This window comes from Parvimonas parva (genome assembly GCF_016552165.1).
GTDB classification, from domain to species: domain Bacteria; phylum Bacillota; class Clostridia; order Tissierellales; family Peptoniphilaceae; genus Parvimonas; species Parvimonas parva.
Map to the genome: position 1 here is coordinate 1 of NZ_JACVDA010000017.1, position 17,246 is coordinate 17,246.

Below are 17,246 nucleotides of genomic sequence, written 5' to 3' on the forward strand. Positions count from 1 at the left end.
CTATCCTAAAAAAATATTCAATTACAAAACACCTAGAGAATTATTTTTATGTGGCTAATTTATTCTTGCAATTTAGGTTTAATTTCAAAATCAAAGTTACATCACGAGTTTGGAAAGTCTGTTTTAGCTACAAAATTATATTTTAAAAATTCTAAAGATTCACAAGATAATTTTGAATATATAAATTTTGCTAAAAATCAGTGGATTGAAGTTATAAGAAAGATAGAAAACAATTTAGCTGAAGAGCCTAAAAGTAATTTATATGATGAATTGGTTTTAGGAGCAAAATCTTTTGGTTGTAAAGTTGTTTTGTCAGGAGATATAAAAGACGGAAATGAATTACCTTATATCTTTATATTTGCACTAAAAGAATCTATAACCAATGCAGTTAGACATTCGAATGCTGATGAAGTAAATTTGAATATTATAAAAAGTGAAAATAAATTATCTGGAATTATCAGAGATAATGGATATAGTGAAGTTTCTGAAATCAAAGAAGGGGTTGGACTTTCTTCACTTAGAAAAAGAATTGAACAAAATGGTGGAACTTTTGAAATAAAAATAAATAATGGCATAGAACTTCATATCAGTTTGAATTTATCGGAGGATTATTATGATAAAAGTTTTAATTGTTGATGACCAAAGAATGGTTAGAGAAATGATAAAATTAAATTTGGAAAAGCTTGAAAATATAAAAATAGTTAATTCCATTGAGAATGCACAAATGGCTGAAATGTTTTGCTCCAATGGACAAATTGATTTAATTATAATGGATATATGCACTGCTAATGGAGAAAGTGGTCTTGAGGCATCAAGAAATATAAAAAAATATTATCCAAATATAAAAATAATAATTGTAACTTCAATGCCTGAACATAGTTTTATCGAGAAAGCTAAGGATATTGGTTGCGATAGTTTTTGGTATAAGGATTTTGATAAAATTTCTTTTATAGAAGTTGTGGAAAAAACTTTGAATGGAGAAAAAATCTATCCGGATAGAACTCCAACCATTGAAATCGGCTTGGCAAAAAGTTATGAATTTACAAGTAGAGAACTTGAAGTTTTGAGAGAATTGGTAAATGGTAGTACATATTTGGAAATTTCAGAAAATTTGGATATAAGTATAAATACAGTAAAGTTCCATATAAAAAATTTACTTTCAAAGACCGGATATACCAATTCGATGCAATTAGTTATAGATGTTGTAAATAAAAAGTTAATATTACCGGAATTTTAATAGAACTGCAAAGTTCTATTTTTTTGTAAAGATTTAACTACCTAAAAGGGTGTATTAAGAAAAATAAAATTTTGTTAATATAAAATTGTAAAAATGAAATAATGTAAATAAACGAAAGGAGTATGTTATGGGACTTATTAAAGCAATTGCCGGTGCAACCGGTGGAGTATTGGCAGACCAGTGGAAAGAATTTTTTTATTGTGAGGCATTAAATAAAGATGTACTTATGATGAAAGGACAAAAAAGCATTGGTGGAAGGTCATCAAATACGAAAGGAAGTGACAATATTATTTCTAACGGCTCAGGAATAGCAGTAGCTGACGGACAATGTATGATTATTGTCGAGCAGGGAAAAGTTGTAGAAGTATGCGCCGAACCTGGAGAATTTACTTATAACAATTCAACTGAGCCAAGCATTTTTAGTGGTAAACTTGGAGATAGTATAAAACAAAGTTTTGCAACTATTGGAAAGAGATTTACTCATGGTGGAGATACCAGAAAAGACCAAAGGGTTTATTATTTTAATATAAAAGAAATTATAGACAATAAATTTGGAACAGCAAATCCGATTCCTTTTAGAGTCGTAGATAACAAAATTGGATTGGACTTAGATGTATCTATTAGATGTAATGGAGTTTATTCTTATAAAATTACAGACCCGATAGTTTTTTATACAAATGTTTGTGGAAATGTTGCTAATCAATATGATAGAGAAGAAATAGATGGACAATTAAAGACTGAATTTGTCAGCGCTTTACAACCTGCATTTGCAAAAATTTCCGATTTAGAAATTAGACCAAGTTCAATTCCTGCTCATGCAGAAGAACTTTCAGAGGCTATGAATGAAGTTTTAACTAAAAAATGGAATGAACTTAGAGGAATTTCAGTTGTGTCTATTGCAATGAATCCTATAACATTACCTGAAGAAGATGCAGATATGATTAAACAAGCACAAAGAAATGCTATGTTTAGAGATCCGACTATGGCAGCTGCAACTCTTGTAGGAGCACAATCAGAAGCTATGAAATCTGCTGCAAATAATCCTAATGGAGCTATGATGGGCTTTATGGGAATGAATATGGCAGGACAAGCCGGTGGAATGAATGCACAAAACTTGTTCCAAATGGGGCAACAAAATGCAGGGGCGCAAGTGCAACAAAATGCTCAGCCTCAACAACAGCAACAAGCTCCAAATCCAAATGAATGGAAATGTAATTGTGGAACTGTAAATAGTGGAAAGTTCTGTTTAGAATGTGGAACTCCAAAGCCTGAACCAAAAGGAAATTGGACTTGTAGTTGTGGAGCAACAAATTCTGGAAAATTCTGTGCAGAATGTGGTAGTCCTAAGCCACAAAATTCTAAATTTAAGTGTAATAAATGTGGTTGGGAACCTGAAGATTCATCAAATCCACCAAAATTCTGTCCAGAATGTGGCGATGTGTTTGACGAAAATGATAAAATTTAGTTTGAAATAGTTAAGATAAGAGGTGATATTATGTCTGATTTAACTGATTATAAATGTCCTAGTTGTGGAGGAAGATTTGAGTTTGATAGTGCAAGTCAACAGATGAAATGTCCTTATTGTGATACTGTTTGTGATATAGAAACTCTTGAAAAACTTGAAGAAGAAAAACAAGCCTCAAAAGGAACGGCCTGGGAAAAAACTTCAACAGAAAGTTTTGATAATGCCGATGGTGTTAAAACTTTTGTTTGTAGTGCTTGTGGTGGAGAAATAATTGGAGATGACACATTAGCTGCTACAAATTGTCCTTTCTGTGATAATCCTGTTGTAATTGGAGATAAAATTAGTGGTGAATTAAAACCTGATTGTATCATTCCTTTTAAACTGGATAAAAAATCTGCAAAAGAATCTTTGAAAAATTTTGTAAATAGTAAAAAATTTGTACCAAAAATATTTAAAGATGAAAATCATATTGATGAAATAAAAGGTATATATGTTCCATATTGGCTATTTAAGACTGATGCTAATGCAGATATTTCCTTTGATGGAGAAATAGTAGAAAGATGGTCCGATTCTGAATATGATTATAAGAGTGTAGATTATTATAAATTATTGCGTGAAGGATATATGAATTTTGAAAATATTCCAATAGACGGTTCAAGTAAAATTGAAAATGTAATTACAGAGTCTATTGAACCTTTTTACAATGATGAATTGACTGATTTTAAAATGCCGTATTTATCAGGATATCTAGCTGAAAAGTATGATGTTTCTTATGAGGATTGTACTGAAAATATAAATAGTAGAATATACAGTAGCGTTGAAGAATATTTTTTAACAAGTACTAATGATTATAAAAATGTAACTGTTAGAGAAAAAAATATTGAATTAAGTGATGCAGAAGTAAAATACGCTCTTTATCCGGTTTGGTTTTTGAATACTTCTTGGAATGGAGAAACTTATACATTTGCTATGAATGGGCAAACAGGTAAATTTGTTGGAAGTCTGCCTTTAGATAAGACTGCATTTTGGAAAATGGTATTAATCTTATGGCCAATATTTAGTGTGATAATATACTTTATTGCAAACTTTTTTAGATAGGAGGAAATTATGAAAAATAAATTTTTACTTGTTTTAACCTTGATTTTTTCTATGATTTTACCGTCTTGTGTATTTGTATCTTTTTCCTCAATGGCTACTCAGGAAGAAGAAACTTATATTTTAGATGAAACTGGCACACTAAAAGATAATGAAATATCAGAACTGAATAAAAATTTAAAAGAAATTTCTTCAAAATATAAAATAGGAACTTTTGTAGCTTTAATTGATAAAGATGCAAAAATTACGGCTAAAGGTTATATAAAAGAATTTGAAACTAAAGATAATATAGTTTTTGTAATTTCAAAAAAAGATAGAAAATGGGCAATAGAAGCTTCTGGAAAAGGGAAAATAAATTTTGATTCCTATTGTCAAGAATATACTATAGAAAAAATAAAATCATATTTATCAAAAAGTGATTATTTCGAAGCTATAAAAGAATATAACAAAAATGTTGAAAAATTTTTAGAAAAAGGATCAAAGGGCGAACCATATTCTCAAAAAAATAAAATAAAAGAGAATAATTTGCTTTGGATAGCAGGCTCTTTAGTTACAGGATTTCTAATTGCTTATGGAATCGGAGCATATTATAAATCACAATTAAATAATGTTCATAATGAAACATCAGCTAATAATTATATTTTGGATTCAGAAATTACAAATAGAGATGATATATTTATTAGAAATGAAATCATAAAAACTGCAAGATCTAAATCTTCAAGTGGTTCAAGTAGTGATGGAGATTCTTCTGACGGAAGTTTTTAAAATATATGTTACAAAAAAATCTGTGTTTTGATACGCAGATTTTTTTTAATTTTTATTCCAATAAATCCAAATTTTATATGAGCTTATAGCTGATAAGATAAATAGTATAGATTTTATTAAAATATATAAAATTATTTTTATAAGGCTCTAAAAAATAACCGATTAGAAATATTTCTACGATGTTTGGTATCTAATGGGTATTTCGCGATAAAAATTTATAATAACAATGAAAATTTTTATTATTTTGTTGAAAAAAATAAAAAAATATGTTAATATATATTTGATAAGTTAATACTAAGGGGGAGCATTAATTTTTATAGTTAATGCTTAACTTTTTTGCTTAATGTACGATAGGTATTATCTTTATCATAAGATGTTATTTTTAAGGAGGTGCTAAGTTATAAAAAAGTTATTTTCTTTTTTTCTAGTCCTTTGTAGTGTATTATTTGTATGTAATATTGGTAATGTTGATGCAAAAGTTGAAAAGAAAAAATATTCAAACTGGCAAGAAGTTGCTAAAGATATGCATATAAAATTTACAGAGGCTAAAGAGTATGCCGATAAAAAAGATTTGAAAAAGGCTTATGAAGCTGTAAATTCTGCTTATTTTGACTATTATGAAGTTCAAGGTTTTGAAAAAAATGTTATGGTTGCAATTTCTAATAGCAGAGTAAATGAAATAGAGGCAATGTTTAGAGAGATTAAACATACTTTTTTAGGAAATTCAAGTGGTTCTATTGAAAAGACAAAAGCCTCAATAGATGAGCTTGATATGAAAGTTTATAAAGATGCACTTGTTTTAGATAAGGTAATTCCAAAAAGTGCTCCAGATTCTGAAGGAAAAGTTGTATTCGGTAATGCTGAAGTTAAACAAGGTGATGAAAAAGCAAAGAATATTCAAAACTTTTTAACATCATTTGGTTTGATGCTTAGAGAGGGATTGGAGGCAATTTTAGTTTGTGTTGCAATTATTGCTTATCTTGTAAAAACAGGAAATAAACATCTTTGTAAAGCAGTTTACATAGGCATGGGTGCTGCTGTTTTATGTAGTTTTGGTTTAGCTATAATGATAAATTATTTATTAGGAGGAGTTGGACAAGAGCTACTTGAAGGTTGGACTATGTTCTTAGCAGTTATTGTTTTATTTTATGTTAGTAACTGGATTTTATCAAAATCTGAAGAAGAGGCATGGGAGAATTATATTCAGTCTAAAGTTCAAAAATCAATAGATAATAAAAGTAAGTGGACTTTAGTTTTTGCAGCTTTTTTAGCTGTATTAAGAGAAGGTGCAGAACTTATATTGTTCTATAAAGCTGCATTTTCAGGTGGGAGTAAAATTTTATATCCTGCAGGTGGTTTTTTAGCAGCGTTAGCTGTTTTAGTGATTGTATTTTTTGTTTTTAGATTTACATCTGTTAAATTACCACTTAAACCATTTTTCTTATTTACAAGTGTACTATTATATCTAATGTGTATCTCATTTATGGGAAAAGGAGTTATAGAATTAACTGAGGCTGGAGTTATTTCAGGTTCAACAGTTATACCTGTAATGCAAGGTTGGAGTATTCCAATTTTGAATATTTACGATAGAGCTGAAACTTTAATTCCACAAATTATGTTATTAATAATAACTGTTTGGATATTAGTAGGACATTATTCAAAATTAAGAAAAATTAAAAAGGAAAGTTAATTATTCTAATAGTTTTTATTGGGATTTAAAAAACTTGTTGTTACAAAAAAATAAAAAATTAGGAGGATTTATTTTATGAAAAAGTCAAGAATGGTTGTAACATTAGCATTATTAGCATCAGTAGGTTTAGTAGGTTGTCAAAAAAATGATACTGGAAAAGTAAATGAATTACAAAAGTCAGTTGAAGAAAAAGACAAAAAAATTGCTGAATTAACTGAAAAATTAAAAGAAGCTGGTGAAGAAGAGGAAGAAGAACCTGAAAAACCGGGTGAATCAGGATTTAAGGAAATCAATATTGGAGAAGAAAAAATTGTAGGACCTTTCCAAGTTGCTGCAGTTTATTTCCAAGGTGTTGATATGATTCCTGAAGGCAGACAACCAAGCGCTGCTGAATCAGATATGCATTTAGAAGCTGATATTCATTTAACTAAGGAAGCTGGTAAAAAATATGGTTTTGGTAATGGAAAAGATATTTGGCCAGCTTACTTAACAGTAAATTACAAAGTTTTATCAGAAGACGGAAAAGAAGTAACTGCTGGTTCAATGATGCCAATGAATGCTGATGACGGTGCTCACTACGGAGTAAATATCAAGAAAAATACTGTTAAAGTAGGAAAATATAAATTGGTTATTGAAATTCAACCATCAGCTGATTACTTATTACACACTGATGAAGAAACAGGTGTTCCTGTAATTAAAGATGGAGGAAAAGCTGCTGCATCTAAATATTATGAAAAACAAACGGTTGAATTCGAATGGAATTATACAGGAGAACAATTACAAAATAAATAATATTTAAATTTTGAATTTAATTTAATTATGACAAATAGGCAAATCCTCTCTTAAAAACTTAAGAGAGGTTTTGCCATATTATGAAATAATAAGAGCCACTCTTTGCTTTTTATCGTGAAATAGTGGATTCTTTTTAGAAGAGAGGTTTTATTTTGGGAAAATTTTATGTTGATGTAATTTTTGCTATATGCACATTTTCTTTTTTCTTTGCATTAGTTTTATCTTTTTTAAAGAAAAATATATCTTTGGCAAATAAAATAATTTCATTTTCAATCTTAGCTGTAGGAATTTTTTTAGGTTTATACATACATATTCTTAGAGTAAAGAATAAAAAGGAAATGGTGCACACAGTTGCAAAATTAAATAGATACGTCTTGGTATTATGTTTATTTATTTTTATTTTAATGAGTATTTCTTTAATAATAAGTTTTTTTGTAAAAAACAAAAAAATATCTAAAGTAATGAAATCTTTAGATTTAGCTTTTATGTTTACATCAATTTCTTGTATGCTTTACTTAATAATACCAAGACTTTTAACTCAAGCTATGGAGTTTATTGCATTTGGAGAGGACTCTGTAAGTACAATGACTTTATTTAGGGTTAGTGGCTATATTTTAGGTATTTTAACTGGAGTGTTACTTGTTTTGGCATTCTATAAATTTTTAATAAGATGTAGTAAAAAACAATATTTTATAATTTTTACTCTAATTTTTATTAATACATTTTTAGAATATGCTTTAAGAGGAATTACTTCTATTGTTAGACTTAAACAATATTTGAAAAAAGACTTTAATATGGGACCGATTTTAACTGAAAATAGTAAAGTTTTTGGAATAAAGACTTTTGATTTGATGATTTTTGAAGATAAAAGTGATGCTTATTTCATAGCAATAGCCTTTGCTATTATATTTATAGGTGTTTTATATTTTGTATATAGCAATTTTAAAGTTAAAGGTGAGTTTGAAAGTAAAGCAAGTTTAAGAAAAGAAAAATGGAGATTAATTGTTAATAGAAGATGGGCATATTTTACAACTGTTTTATCTTTTGTTATGTTATTTTCTGTAACATACTTAAACTACCAACTTACAAAACCCGTTGAATTGACAGCGGCACAACCTTATAAAGAAGAAGGAAACAATATTATAATTCCATTAACTGAAGTTGATGACGGACATTTACACAGATTTTCTTATAATAAAGATGGACATGATATTAGATTTATAGTTGTAAAAAAACCTAATAGTACTTCTTATGGGTTAGGTTTAGATGCTTGTCAAATCTGTGGGATTGCAGGATATTTTGAAAGAAAAGATGATATAGTTTGTAAAAGATGTGATGTTGTTATGAATAAGGCAACAATAGGTTTTAAAGGTGGTTGTAACCCAATTCCTTTTGAATATAAAATTGAAAATTCAAAGATTATAATTGATAAAAGTGTTTTAGATAAAGAAAAAGAAAGATTTCCAATAGGTGAATAATATGTTTTGGAGAATGGTTTTTGGAACTGTAATTAGACAAAGAAAAAAAATGTTTATGATTGCATTCACAGTTGCACTTGGTGTTTCACTTGCAACAGGAATGCTTAATGTAATGCTTGGCGTTGGAGATAAAGTAAATAAAGAGCTTAAAACTTACGGTGCAAATATAAATGTAGTTTCTAAAGAGGCATCTCTTATTTCTGATTTGTATGAAATGGAAAATTCTGAAACTGCAACAAGTGACAAGTATTTAAAGGAAGAAGATTTACCAAAGATTAAGCAAATATTTTGGGGATTTTCTATTGTTGATTTTACTCCTTATCTTGAAAAAACTGCAAAAGTAAATAATCAAAAGACTAAATTTATCGGAACTTGGTTTTCTAAACATATGGATTTATCAACCGGTGAAAAAATAGATACAGGTATGAAAAATCTTAAAAATTGGTGGAAAATAAATGGTGAATGGTTAAATGAGGACGATAACGATAGTGTTATGGTCGGTAGTCTTTTTGCTGGTAAAAATGGAATAAAAATTGGAGATAAAATTGAAGTTAGTAGTGGAAATAAAACTAATTCATATAAAGTAAAGGGGATTTTTGAGTCCGGTGGAAATGAAGATTTAAATATATTTTCTACTTTAAAGACAGCTCAGGATTTATTCTGTATTGAAGGAAAAATTTCAAATATAGAAGTTTCCGCTCTAACAACTCCGGATAATGATTTAGCTAAGAAAGCTACAAGAGACCCTAATAGTTTAACACCTACTGAATATGAAACATGGTATTGTACTGCTTATGTAAGTTCTATTTGTTATCAAATTCAAGAAGTTGTAGAGGATAGTGTTGCTAAACCTATAAGACAAGTTGCTGAGTCAGAGGGTAAAATTTTGGATAAAACAAAATTACTTATGATTTTAATTACTGCACTTGGTTCAATAGGTTCAGCTCTTGGAATTTCAAATCTTGTTACAGCTACTGTAATGGAAAAGAGTCAAGAAATTGGACTTATAAAGGCGATAGGTGGTTCTAATTTAAGAATTATGTTGCTTATACTGACTGAAACGGTTATAACCGGAATTATTGGTGGTATAGCAGGATACTTCATAGGACTTGGTTTTACTCAGATAATTGGTATTACTGTTTTTGGCTCATATATTGAACCTGCTGTTATGGTTATTCCGATAGATATTGCTTTAGTAATAGGAGTTTCTTTAATAGGAAGTATTCCAGCTATTCATTATCTATTTAAACTTAAACCGACAGAAGTTCTTCATGGAAGGTAGGATTGTAATGACTAAAAGAAAAATGTATTTAAAGATGATTTTAAGTTCTTTCGTTAGAAGAAAATCAAGAATGGTAGTAGCTCTTTTAGCAGTAATAATTGGAGCAACAATTATGTCCGGACTTATTACAATATATTTTGATATTCCTAGACAATTAGGAAAAGAGTTTAGGTCTTATGGAGCTAACTTTGTTTGTTTGCCTAATGAAGGGAAAATTAGTGAAGAAGATTATAATAAATTTAAAGAGCTTATAAAAGATAAAAAAATTGTAGGGATTGCTCCTTATAGATATGAAACGACAAAGATAAATCAAAAGCCTTATATTCTTGCAGGTACTGAAATGGATGGTGCGAAGAAAAATAGTCCTTTTTGGTATATTGAGGGAGAATGGTCAACTAATAGTGATACAAATGAAGTTATGGTTGGAAAGGAAATTGCCAATACTTTAGGACTTTCAGTTGGAGATAAATTTAAAGTCGCAGGGGTAAAGCATGGGAAAAGTGCTATTGCATCTGATGTGAATGACTCTGCTGAAAAAAGTAAAAATAAAGATACAGGTGATGATTTTTACGATGTAACTTTGACCGTAAAGGGAATTGTAACTACAGGTGGTAAAGAAGAATCTTTTATATTTCTTAATTTAGCTAAACTTAATGAAATTGTTGAAGATAGTACAAAGATTGACTCTATTGAATGTAGTATTGAGGCAAATCATAATGAATTAGATAGTTTGGCAAAAGATTTGAATGGAAAATTACCAAATGTTTTTGGTACAGCTGTAAAAAGGGTTACTCAATCTCAAGATACTGTTTTGAATAAATTAACAGCACTTATATTACTGGTAAATGTTGTAATTTTAGTTTTAACAACAATATCCGTTTCTACAACTATGATGGCAATAATTGCTGAAAGAAGAAAAGAAATCGGACTTAAAAAAGCGCTTGGTGCTCATAATAAAGAAATAATTATGGACTTTATTGGAGAAAGTGTATTACTTGGATTGATAGGTGGAATTATAGGCGTTGGATTAGGATTTTTGTTTGCACAAAGAGTTAGTCTTAGTGTCTTTGGCAGAACAATTACTTTCCAATATTTATTAATTCCTGTCATTATTGTTGTTTCAGTATTAGTAACTACTGCCGGTTGTATATTACCGGTTAAAAAAGCTGTTGAAATAGACCCGGCTTTAGTATTAAAAGGAGAATAAACTATGGAAAATGATAAAGTAATATTAGAACTAAAAGATGTTTCTAAAATTTATGAATCAGTTAATGCTCTTAGCAATATAAATTTAAAAGTAAAAAAAGGCGATTGGATTGCTATAATGGGTTCATCAGGTTCAGGAAAGACAACTATGATGAATATAATCGGTTGTATGGATAGACCGTCTAATGGACAAGTTTTAATTGACGGAGTTGATATTTCTAAAGAAAGCCAAAAGAATCTTACAAAGATTAGAAGAGAAAAGATTGGACTTGTTTTCCAACAATTCCATTTGATTAGTTATTTAACTGCTCTTGAAAATGTAATGGTTGCTCAGTATTATCACAGTATGATTGATGAAAAAGAGGCTTTAGAGGCTCTTAGAAAGGTTGGTCTTGCAGATAGAGCAAAGCATTTGCCTAGTCAATTATCTGGTGGAGAACAACAAAGGGTTTGTATCGCAAGAGCTTTGATAAATAATCCTGAAATTATTTTAGCAGATGAACCGACTGGTAACTTAGATGAGGCAAATGAAATTATGGTCATAGATATTTTAAAGCAACTTCATAAAGAAGGAGCAACTATAATTGTTGTTACTCACGACCCTGAGGTTGGAGATGAAGCAATGAGAAAAATAACTTTAGATTATGGGAAAATTGTGGATGATAAATTATTGACAATCTAGTTGCTTGATGATATACTAAAAAACGTGATGATAGTATGTTATATAAAATTTTATTTCATCACGTTTTTAGTTAATTTAATTTTAAAATTTGAAGAACAATTTGTTTTATTTGGTGGTGGATATGAAAAAGAAAAATTTTAAATTAAGTACAATTCTAATTTTATTTACAATGTTTGTTACAGCTTGTGGTGGTAAAAAAGAATTGAAAGACGGAACGTTTGAAGGAAATTATAAAGATGACAGTTCTACTGTTAAAGTAGTTATTACTGTTAAAGATAAAAAAATTGTTGACTGTATTAGAGAAGAAAGAGATAATAAAACTAATAAGATAAAAGATGAAAGTTATGGCAAAGATGATGCAGACTTTAATTACAAACAAGCTCAAAAAGCAGTAAAAAACAGTCAAGGATATGCTAAGAAATTAGTAGAAGTTCAAGATATTGATAAGGTTGATTCAGTTAGCGGAGCAACTGTTTCTTACAAGAGATTTAAGAGTGCAGTTAAAGACGCTTTGAATAAATAATTTTTTAATAGGGGGATTTTTTATGAAAATTTTAAAAGAAAAATGTGTAAATATAGTAGTTTTAGTGCTAGGTATAATTTTGGCATTAACACCTTTTGTTATAGCTCCTGTTTGTCCGGCAATGGCGAATGGAATGAGAATGAGCTGTTATTATAGTGGATTACTTGCTACTTATGTTGGAATTGGTATAGTTATTACCTCATTAATTTCAATTTTTGTAAATAATAAGGTTGTTAATATTGTTTTGAACATTGTTAATATACTTGCCGGACTTTCTGTTCACTTAATACCACATAAAATTATTAAAATTGTTATTGGGGCAAAAAAAGATGGAAGTCCAAAATTTATGGGATATTGTATGAAAGATACTATGAAATGTATTTCAAATCATACATTTACAATAGTTTCTGCTTTAGGAATTGCAATAGCTGTTATTTCACTTATTTATGTTTGTTACATTTTTATAAAAAGAGAAAATTAATTTAGATAAAAGAGAGTGTGGAAATGAGTAAAAAAATTGACGTTAAATTTTTAGCAAAAGAAAATATTAGAAAAAAACCACTTAGAAGTATTTCTTTGATTAGTATAATTGCTATTTTTGTTTTGTTTTTATTTTGTGGAACTATTTTATCATCAAGTATTTCAGGAGGAGTAAACAACCTTTCAAACAGACTTGGTGCAGATATTATTGTCGTTCCTGAAGGATACAAAGCAAATATTGAAAGTGTTTTATTAAAAGGTGAGCCAAGTGAATTTTATCTTCCAAATGATTCTTTAGAAAAAATAAAAAAAATAGAAGGTATAGAATCTGTAACTCCTCAACTTTATGTAGCTACACTTTCAGCGTCTTGCTGTTCATATCCGGTTCAAATAATTGGGATAGATTATGAATCAGACTTTTTGATTAAGCCTTGGTTACAAAAAACTCTTAATCGTGAGTTAAAGGACGATGAAGTTATTGTTGGAAATCATATAGTTGGAGAAAAAAATTCTAAAGTTAAATTTTTCGAAGAAGAACTTGATATAGTTGGTAAACTTGAACAAACAGGAATGGGTTTTGATGCAACAGTTTTTGTTAATATGAAAACTGCTAGAAAACTTGCAAAAGCAAGTGAAAGAATACAAAAAAATCCTGCATCTGAGGGAGAAAAAGTTTCTACTATTTTGTTAAAATTAAAGCCAAATTATAGTGCATCAGAAGTTTCAAACAAGATTATGAAAGAATATGCTAAAGATGGAATTTTTGCTATGTTTAGTAAAAAGTTTGTAAATGAAGTTTCTTCAAACTTAAAAGTTATTTCAAGCTATATTTATATCTCAATATCAATAATTTGGATAATGTCAATGATTCTTTTAGCTGTTGTATTCTCTGTTATACTTAATGAAAGAAAGAAAGAGCTTAGCATTTTAAGAGTTTTAGGAGCATCAAAGAAAAAGCTAGCTAGTATTATAATGTATGAATCATTATATATAGGATTTTACGGTTCAGTTCTTGGAATAGTTGTTGGAATGATTACAGTATTTTCATTAATACCAATAATTCAAAAGAATTTGAATTTACCATTTTTAACTCCTTCAATAATGAATTTGCTTTTGGTTTCATTATTTAGTTTATTTGTTGGAACAGTAGTAGGTTGCTTATCTTCAATAAATGCTACTAGAAAAATTAGTAAAACAGATGCTTACTTAACAATGAGGGAGAATGATTAATATGCTAAAGATTGAAAATTTATATAAAACTTATGTTAGAGCAAAAGAATTTAATGCTTTAGATGATGTTAATTTGGAAATAAATGATGGTGAATTTATTACAATTATTGGTAAATCCGGAAGTGGAAAATCAACTCTTCTAAATATAATTTCAGGAATATTAAGTCCAACAAGTGGGAAAGTATTTCTTGACGATAAGGAGATAAGTGCTCTTTCAGATGATGAAAAGTCATTTATAAGAAATGATTCAATAGGATTTGTTCCACAATCAACGGTAACATTATCAACACTTAATGTTTTGGACAATGTTTGTTTACCTTTCTTTTTAAGTAAAAGAGAAGGCGATGTTGTTGGACGTGGAAGATATCTTTTAAAAGAATTGGGAATAGAACATTTAGAAAATTCTTATCCAAGAGAACTATCAGGAGGAGAGCTTAGAAGAGTTACAATCGCAAGAGCTTTGATGAACCACCCAAAAGTAATTCTTGCAGATGAGCCGACTTCCGATTTGGATATAGAAAACACAAAAGAAGTTTTGGGAATTTTAAAAAAGATAAACAAAGACAATAACACTACAATCATACTTGTTACACACGACCTTGCTTGCTTAGAATATTCAGACAAAACATACACAATGTCCTCAGGAAAAATAACAGAAGGGAAAAATATTTAATATGATTTAAAAAACTGATTAATTCAAAATTAATCAGTTTTTTATGCCTTTAAGGTACTCGTAAGAGTCATGCTGAGCGTAGCGAAGTCAATCTAGCCCTAACTTGTTTGCTTGAACACCTTCAAGCATGATACTTTATTTAACTTTAGTAATTTTAATTCGTGTTTTGTATTATGAGGTGTTATAAAAAATAATCTAAAATACTTGACATTGTAATGTCTTTATGTTATTATCTTATGAGGAATATGATGTATAGTTATGTTCAAATTTGGTTTTCAAGGAGGTGTTTCCATGAGAGATAAAGTTGTATTAGCATGTACAGAATGTAAAAACAGAAACTACAATACTAAGAAAAACAAGAAAGTTACTACTAACAGAATTGAGTTAAACAAATATTGTAAGTTTTGTAAAAAACACACTCTTCACAGAGAAACAAAATAGTTAGGAAATGGAGGAGAGTAGTATGGCAAAAACTACTGAACAAAAGCAAGCAAAGTCTAGCTTTATGCGTGGAGTTCGTCATGAATTCAAAAAAATTGTTTGGCCTTCTAAAAAAAGTGTTTTTTATTATAGCCTTGCAGTAGTTGCAATATCTATAATCAGCTCAACTATGATTTGGGGATTAGATAATGTATTAAAAAGATTGTTAGGTTTAATTATCCATTAATTATTAAGGAGGGAAGGACTTTAGTCCGCTTTATATGACAACAGAAGAATTAAAGGATATTAAAGAAAAAGAGGCCAGATGGTATGTGGTACATACATATTCTGGACACGAAAACAAAGTGAAGGCTAATATCGAAAAATTAGTTATTAATCGTGGTAATGACATTGATATATTTGAAGTTGTTGTTCCAACGGTTAAGGAAGAAACAGAAACTGGAAAGATTAAAGAAAGACAACTATTTCCGGGATATGTTTTAGTAAAAATGATAATTACAGATATTTCTTGGTATTTAGTTAGAAATACTAGAGGAGTAACTGGATTTGTTGGTTCAGGAAATAAACCTGTGCCATTATCAGAACAAGAAGTTGAGGCTTTAGGAGTTTCAACAAAACCATATAATGATGTGGATATAAACGAAGGAGATTCTATTACAATTATAGATGGAGCATTTAAAGATTTAACTGCTAAGGTAATAGAGGTATCTCCAGAAAATGGTAAATTAAAAGCTTTCGTTTCTTTATTTGGAAGAGATACACTTGCTGAATTAGACTTTAGCGACGTTGTAAAAAATTAAATTTGAAGATAATTTGAAATATTCAAAACAGAGATATACGAGAGTGGGAGGGGTTTAGCACCCGAAAACCACATTAGTTTTTAAGGAGGAACTATAAAATGGCTAAAAAAGTACAAGCATTAGTAAAATTACAAATTCCAGCAGGAAAGGCAACACCTGCTCCACCAGTAGGTACTGCACTTGGACCTCATGGTGTAAATATAATGCAATTTACAAAAGAATTTAACGCAAGAACAGCTGACCAAGTTGGTTTAATTATTCCGGTTGTGTTGACTGTTTACCAAGATAGATCATTTACATTCATCACTAAGACTCCACCAGTACCTGTATTAATTAAGAAAAAATTAGGTATTGAATCAGGTTCAAAAGTACCAAACAGAGATAAAGTTGGTAATTTAACTAAAGAACAAGTTAGAGAAATAGCAGAAGTTAAAATGCCGGACTTAAATGCAGCAAGCATTGAAGCAGCTATCAGTATGGTTAAAGGTACTGCTAGAAGTATGGGAATAACTGTAGAAGAGTAATATTAAGTGGGAGCAAAATAAGCGAACACCACAAGGAGGATATAAATGAAAAAAGGTAAAAAATATTTAGAAAGTTTAAAATTAATAGACAAAACAAATTTATACGATTTAAAAGAAGCATGTGATTTAGCGATTAAAACTTCAACTGCAAAATTTGATGAAACAGTAGAATTACATGTTAAGTTAGGTGTTGACTCAAGACACGCTGACCAACAAGTTAGAGGTACAGTAGTATTACCTCACGGAACTGGTAAAACTTTAAGAGTTTTAGTTTTATGTAAAGAAAACAAAGCTCAAGAAGCTAAAGATGCCGGTGCTGATTATGTTGGTGGAGATGATTACATTCAAAAAATTCAAAATGAAAACTGGTTTGAATTTGACGTAATTGTTGCAACTCCTGATATGATGGGTGTTGTTGGTAGAATTGGTAAAGTTTTAGGACCTAAAGGTTTAATGCCAAACCCTAAATCAGGAACAGTTACATTTGATGTAGCTAATGCTATTAAAGAAATTAAAGCTGGTAAAGTAGAATACAGAGTTGATAAAGCTAATATCGTTCACTGCCCTGTAGGAAAAGTTTCTTTCGGAGCAGAAAAGATTGAAGAAAACTTAAGAACATTAATTTCTGCTATTATTAAAGCTAAACCAGCCGCAGCAAAAGGAAAATATTTAAGATCAGTTTCTATTGCTACAACAATGGGACCTGGAATTAAATTAGCTTCTACAAGATTAGGAGAATAATTATATTAAGACACCTTAGGGTGTCTTTTTTTATGTGAAAATTTTAGATGATGATTTTAGTATGAAAACATTATTAAAAAATATATTTTAAATTTATCAAAAAGTTTTTTGAAAAATATTCTTTTTATATATGGACTTTTCT

Annotated in this window: 20 protein-coding genes; all 20 read left to right on the plus strand. The window is 29.2% G+C overall.

Translation table 11 applies throughout. The annotated features are described in order from the left end of the window. The first annotated feature begins 48 nt into the window (after window positions 1-48). The 20 genes from IBJ83_RS06245 (at window position 49) to rplA (ending at window position 17,104) form a co-directional block, all read left to right on the plus strand. Window positions 49-636: a sensor histidine kinase gene (locus tag IBJ83_RS06245; RefSeq protein ID WP_201275800.1), complete on the plus strand. Its 588-nt coding sequence runs from the start codon at window positions 49-51 to the stop codon at window positions 634-636. Beyond that, window positions 614-1,237, plus strand: coding sequence for a response regulator transcription factor (locus IBJ83_RS08525; RefSeq protein ID WP_269902526.1), 624 nt, complete (start codon window positions 614-616; stop codon window positions 1,235-1,237). Before IBJ83_RS06245 ends, IBJ83_RS08525 begins: the two co-directional genes overlap by 23 nt. Window positions 1,238-1,364: 127 nt before the next feature. Continuing rightward, window positions 1,365-2,702 carry an SPFH domain-containing protein gene (locus IBJ83_RS06255; protein WP_201275801.1) on the plus strand — a complete coding sequence of 446 codons (1,338 nt, stop codon included), beginning with the start codon at window positions 1,365-1,367 and terminating at the stop codon, window positions 2,700-2,702. A 30-nt stretch (window positions 2,703-2,732) separates the two neighbouring features. Continuing rightward, on the plus strand, window positions 2,733-3,800 hold the full coding sequence (locus IBJ83_RS06260) for a hypothetical protein (RefSeq protein ID WP_201275802.1): 1,068 nt from the start codon (window positions 2,733-2,735) through the stop codon (window positions 3,798-3,800). Between the two features lie 9 nt (window positions 3,801-3,809). Beyond that, window positions 3,810-4,562 (plus strand): TPM domain-containing protein, encoded by a 753-nt coding sequence (locus IBJ83_RS06265; protein ID WP_201275803.1) that lies wholly within the window; start codon window positions 3,810-3,812, stop codon window positions 4,560-4,562. A 523-nt stretch (window positions 4,563-5,085) separates the two neighbouring features. Then, window positions 5,086-6,252 carry an FTR1 family iron permease gene (locus IBJ83_RS06270; RefSeq protein ID WP_201275804.1) on the plus strand — a complete coding sequence of 389 codons (1,167 nt, stop codon included), beginning with the start codon at window positions 5,086-5,088 and terminating at the stop codon, window positions 6,250-6,252. Window positions 6,253-6,327: 75 nt separating this feature from the next. Then, window positions 6,328-7,044, plus strand: coding sequence for an iron transporter (locus IBJ83_RS06275; protein ID WP_068472061.1), 717 nt, complete (start codon window positions 6,328-6,330; stop codon window positions 7,042-7,044). A gap of 152 nt (window positions 7,045-7,196) precedes the next feature. After that, window positions 7,197-8,522, plus strand: coding sequence for a Fe-S-containing protein (locus tag IBJ83_RS06280; RefSeq protein ID WP_231698890.1), 1,326 nt, complete (start codon window positions 7,197-7,199; stop codon window positions 8,520-8,522). Window position 8,523: 1 nt separating this feature from the next. Then, window positions 8,524-9,804 carry an ABC transporter permease gene (locus IBJ83_RS06285; RefSeq protein ID WP_201275805.1) on the plus strand — a complete coding sequence of 427 codons (1,281 nt, stop codon included), beginning with the start codon at window positions 8,524-8,526 and terminating at the stop codon, window positions 9,802-9,804. Between the two features lie 7 nt (window positions 9,805-9,811). Continuing rightward, window positions 9,812-11,011 carry an ABC transporter permease gene (locus tag IBJ83_RS06290; RefSeq protein WP_231698891.1) on the plus strand — a complete coding sequence of 400 codons (1,200 nt, stop codon included), beginning with the start codon at window positions 9,812-9,814 and terminating at the stop codon, window positions 11,009-11,011. Between the two features lie 3 nt (window positions 11,012-11,014). Next, window positions 11,015-11,692 (plus strand): ABC transporter ATP-binding protein, encoded by a 678-nt coding sequence (locus IBJ83_RS06295; protein ID WP_068472067.1) that lies wholly within the window; start codon window positions 11,015-11,017, stop codon window positions 11,690-11,692. Between the two features lie 121 nt (window positions 11,693-11,813). After that, entirely contained in the window at window positions 11,814-12,215 is a 402-nt protein-coding gene (locus IBJ83_RS06300) for an FMN-binding protein (protein ID WP_068472069.1), read from the plus strand. A 22-nt stretch (window positions 12,216-12,237) separates the two neighbouring features. Beyond that, a complete protein-coding gene (locus IBJ83_RS06305; RefSeq protein WP_201275807.1) occupies window positions 12,238-12,696 on the plus strand; it encodes a DUF4418 family protein in 459 nt (152 codons plus the stop codon). A gap of 23 nt (window positions 12,697-12,719) precedes the next feature. Next, window positions 12,720-13,925 carry an ABC transporter permease gene (locus tag IBJ83_RS06310; protein ID WP_201275808.1) on the plus strand — a complete coding sequence of 402 codons (1,206 nt, stop codon included), beginning with the start codon at window positions 12,720-12,722 and terminating at the stop codon, window positions 13,923-13,925. Between the two features lies 1 nt (window position 13,926). Then, the gene (locus IBJ83_RS06315) at window positions 13,927-14,598 is read left to right on the plus strand and encodes an ABC transporter ATP-binding protein (protein WP_231698892.1); all 672 of its coding nucleotides are present in this window, start codon (window positions 13,927-13,929) and stop codon (window positions 14,596-14,598) included. Between the two features lie 291 nt (window positions 14,599-14,889). Next, complete coding sequence (gene rpmG / locus IBJ83_RS06320; RefSeq protein WP_009372623.1) at window positions 14,890-15,039, plus strand: 50S ribosomal protein L33; 150 nt, start codon at window positions 14,890-14,892, stop codon at window positions 15,037-15,039. Between the two features lie 22 nt (window positions 15,040-15,061). Beyond that, window positions 15,062-15,265, plus strand: coding sequence for a preprotein translocase subunit SecE (gene secE, locus IBJ83_RS06325; RefSeq protein WP_201275810.1), 204 nt, complete (start codon window positions 15,062-15,064; stop codon window positions 15,263-15,265). A gap of 34 nt (window positions 15,266-15,299) precedes the next feature. After that, window positions 15,300-15,839, plus strand: coding sequence for a transcription termination/antitermination protein NusG (gene nusG, locus IBJ83_RS06330; RefSeq protein WP_068472077.1), 540 nt, complete (start codon window positions 15,300-15,302; stop codon window positions 15,837-15,839). 98 nt (window positions 15,840-15,937) lie between these two features. Continuing rightward, a complete protein-coding gene (rplK, locus tag IBJ83_RS06335; RefSeq protein ID WP_201275811.1) occupies window positions 15,938-16,363 on the plus strand; it encodes a 50S ribosomal protein L11 in 426 nt (141 codons plus the stop codon). 45 nt (window positions 16,364-16,408) lie between these two features. After that, on the plus strand, window positions 16,409-17,104 hold the full coding sequence (gene rplA, locus IBJ83_RS06340) for a 50S ribosomal protein L1 (RefSeq protein ID WP_068472081.1): 696 nt from the start codon (window positions 16,409-16,411) through the stop codon (window positions 17,102-17,104). Window positions 17,105-17,246 lie beyond the last annotated feature (142 nt).

Bases quoted from the DNA above. Each gene is read 5' to 3' on its own strand.
- IBJ83_RS06245 (WP_201275800.1), top strand. From the start codon at position 49: ATGTGGCTAATTTATTCTTGCAATTTAGGTTTAATTTCAAAATCAAAG.
- IBJ83_RS08525 (WP_269902526.1), top strand. From the start codon at position 614: ATGATAAAAGTTTTAATTGTTGATGACCAAAGAATGGTTAGAGAAATG.
- IBJ83_RS06255 (WP_201275801.1), top strand. From the start codon at position 1,365: ATGGGACTTATTAAAGCAATTGCCGGTGCAACCGGTGGAGTATTGGCA.
- IBJ83_RS06260 (WP_201275802.1), top strand. From the start codon at position 2,733: ATGTCTGATTTAACTGATTATAAATGTCCTAGTTGTGGAGGAAGATTT.
- IBJ83_RS06265 (WP_201275803.1), top strand. From the start codon at position 3,810: ATGAAAAATAAATTTTTACTTGTTTTAACCTTGATTTTTTCTATGATT.
- IBJ83_RS06270 (WP_201275804.1), top strand. From the start codon at position 5,086: ATGCATATAAAATTTACAGAGGCTAAAGAGTATGCCGATAAAAAAGAT.
- IBJ83_RS06275 (WP_068472061.1), top strand. From the start codon at position 6,328: ATGAAAAAGTCAAGAATGGTTGTAACATTAGCATTATTAGCATCAGTA.
- IBJ83_RS06285 (WP_201275805.1), top strand. From the start codon at position 8,524: ATGTTTTGGAGAATGGTTTTTGGAACTGTAATTAGACAAAGAAAAAAA.
- IBJ83_RS06290 (WP_231698891.1), top strand. From the start codon at position 9,812: ATGACTAAAAGAAAAATGTATTTAAAGATGATTTTAAGTTCTTTCGTT.
- IBJ83_RS06295 (WP_068472067.1), top strand. From the start codon at position 11,015: ATGGAAAATGATAAAGTAATATTAGAACTAAAAGATGTTTCTAAAATT.
- IBJ83_RS06300 (WP_068472069.1), top strand. From the start codon at position 11,814: ATGAAAAAGAAAAATTTTAAATTAAGTACAATTCTAATTTTATTTACA.
- IBJ83_RS06305 (WP_201275807.1), top strand. From the start codon at position 12,238: ATGAAAATTTTAAAAGAAAAATGTGTAAATATAGTAGTTTTAGTGCTA.
- IBJ83_RS06310 (WP_201275808.1), top strand. From the start codon at position 12,720: ATGAGTAAAAAAATTGACGTTAAATTTTTAGCAAAAGAAAATATTAGA.
- IBJ83_RS06315 (WP_231698892.1), top strand. From the start codon at position 13,927: ATGCTAAAGATTGAAAATTTATATAAAACTTATGTTAGAGCAAAAGAA.
- rpmG (WP_009372623.1), top strand. From the start codon at position 14,890: ATGAGAGATAAAGTTGTATTAGCATGTACAGAATGTAAAAACAGAAAC.
- secE (WP_201275810.1), top strand. From the start codon at position 15,062: ATGGCAAAAACTACTGAACAAAAGCAAGCAAAGTCTAGCTTTATGCGT.
- nusG (WP_068472077.1), top strand. From the start codon at position 15,300: ATGACAACAGAAGAATTAAAGGATATTAAAGAAAAAGAGGCCAGATGG.
- rplK (WP_201275811.1), top strand. From the start codon at position 15,938: ATGGCTAAAAAAGTACAAGCATTAGTAAAATTACAAATTCCAGCAGGA.
- rplA (WP_068472081.1), top strand. From the start codon at position 16,409: ATGAAAAAAGGTAAAAAATATTTAGAAAGTTTAAAATTAATAGACAAA.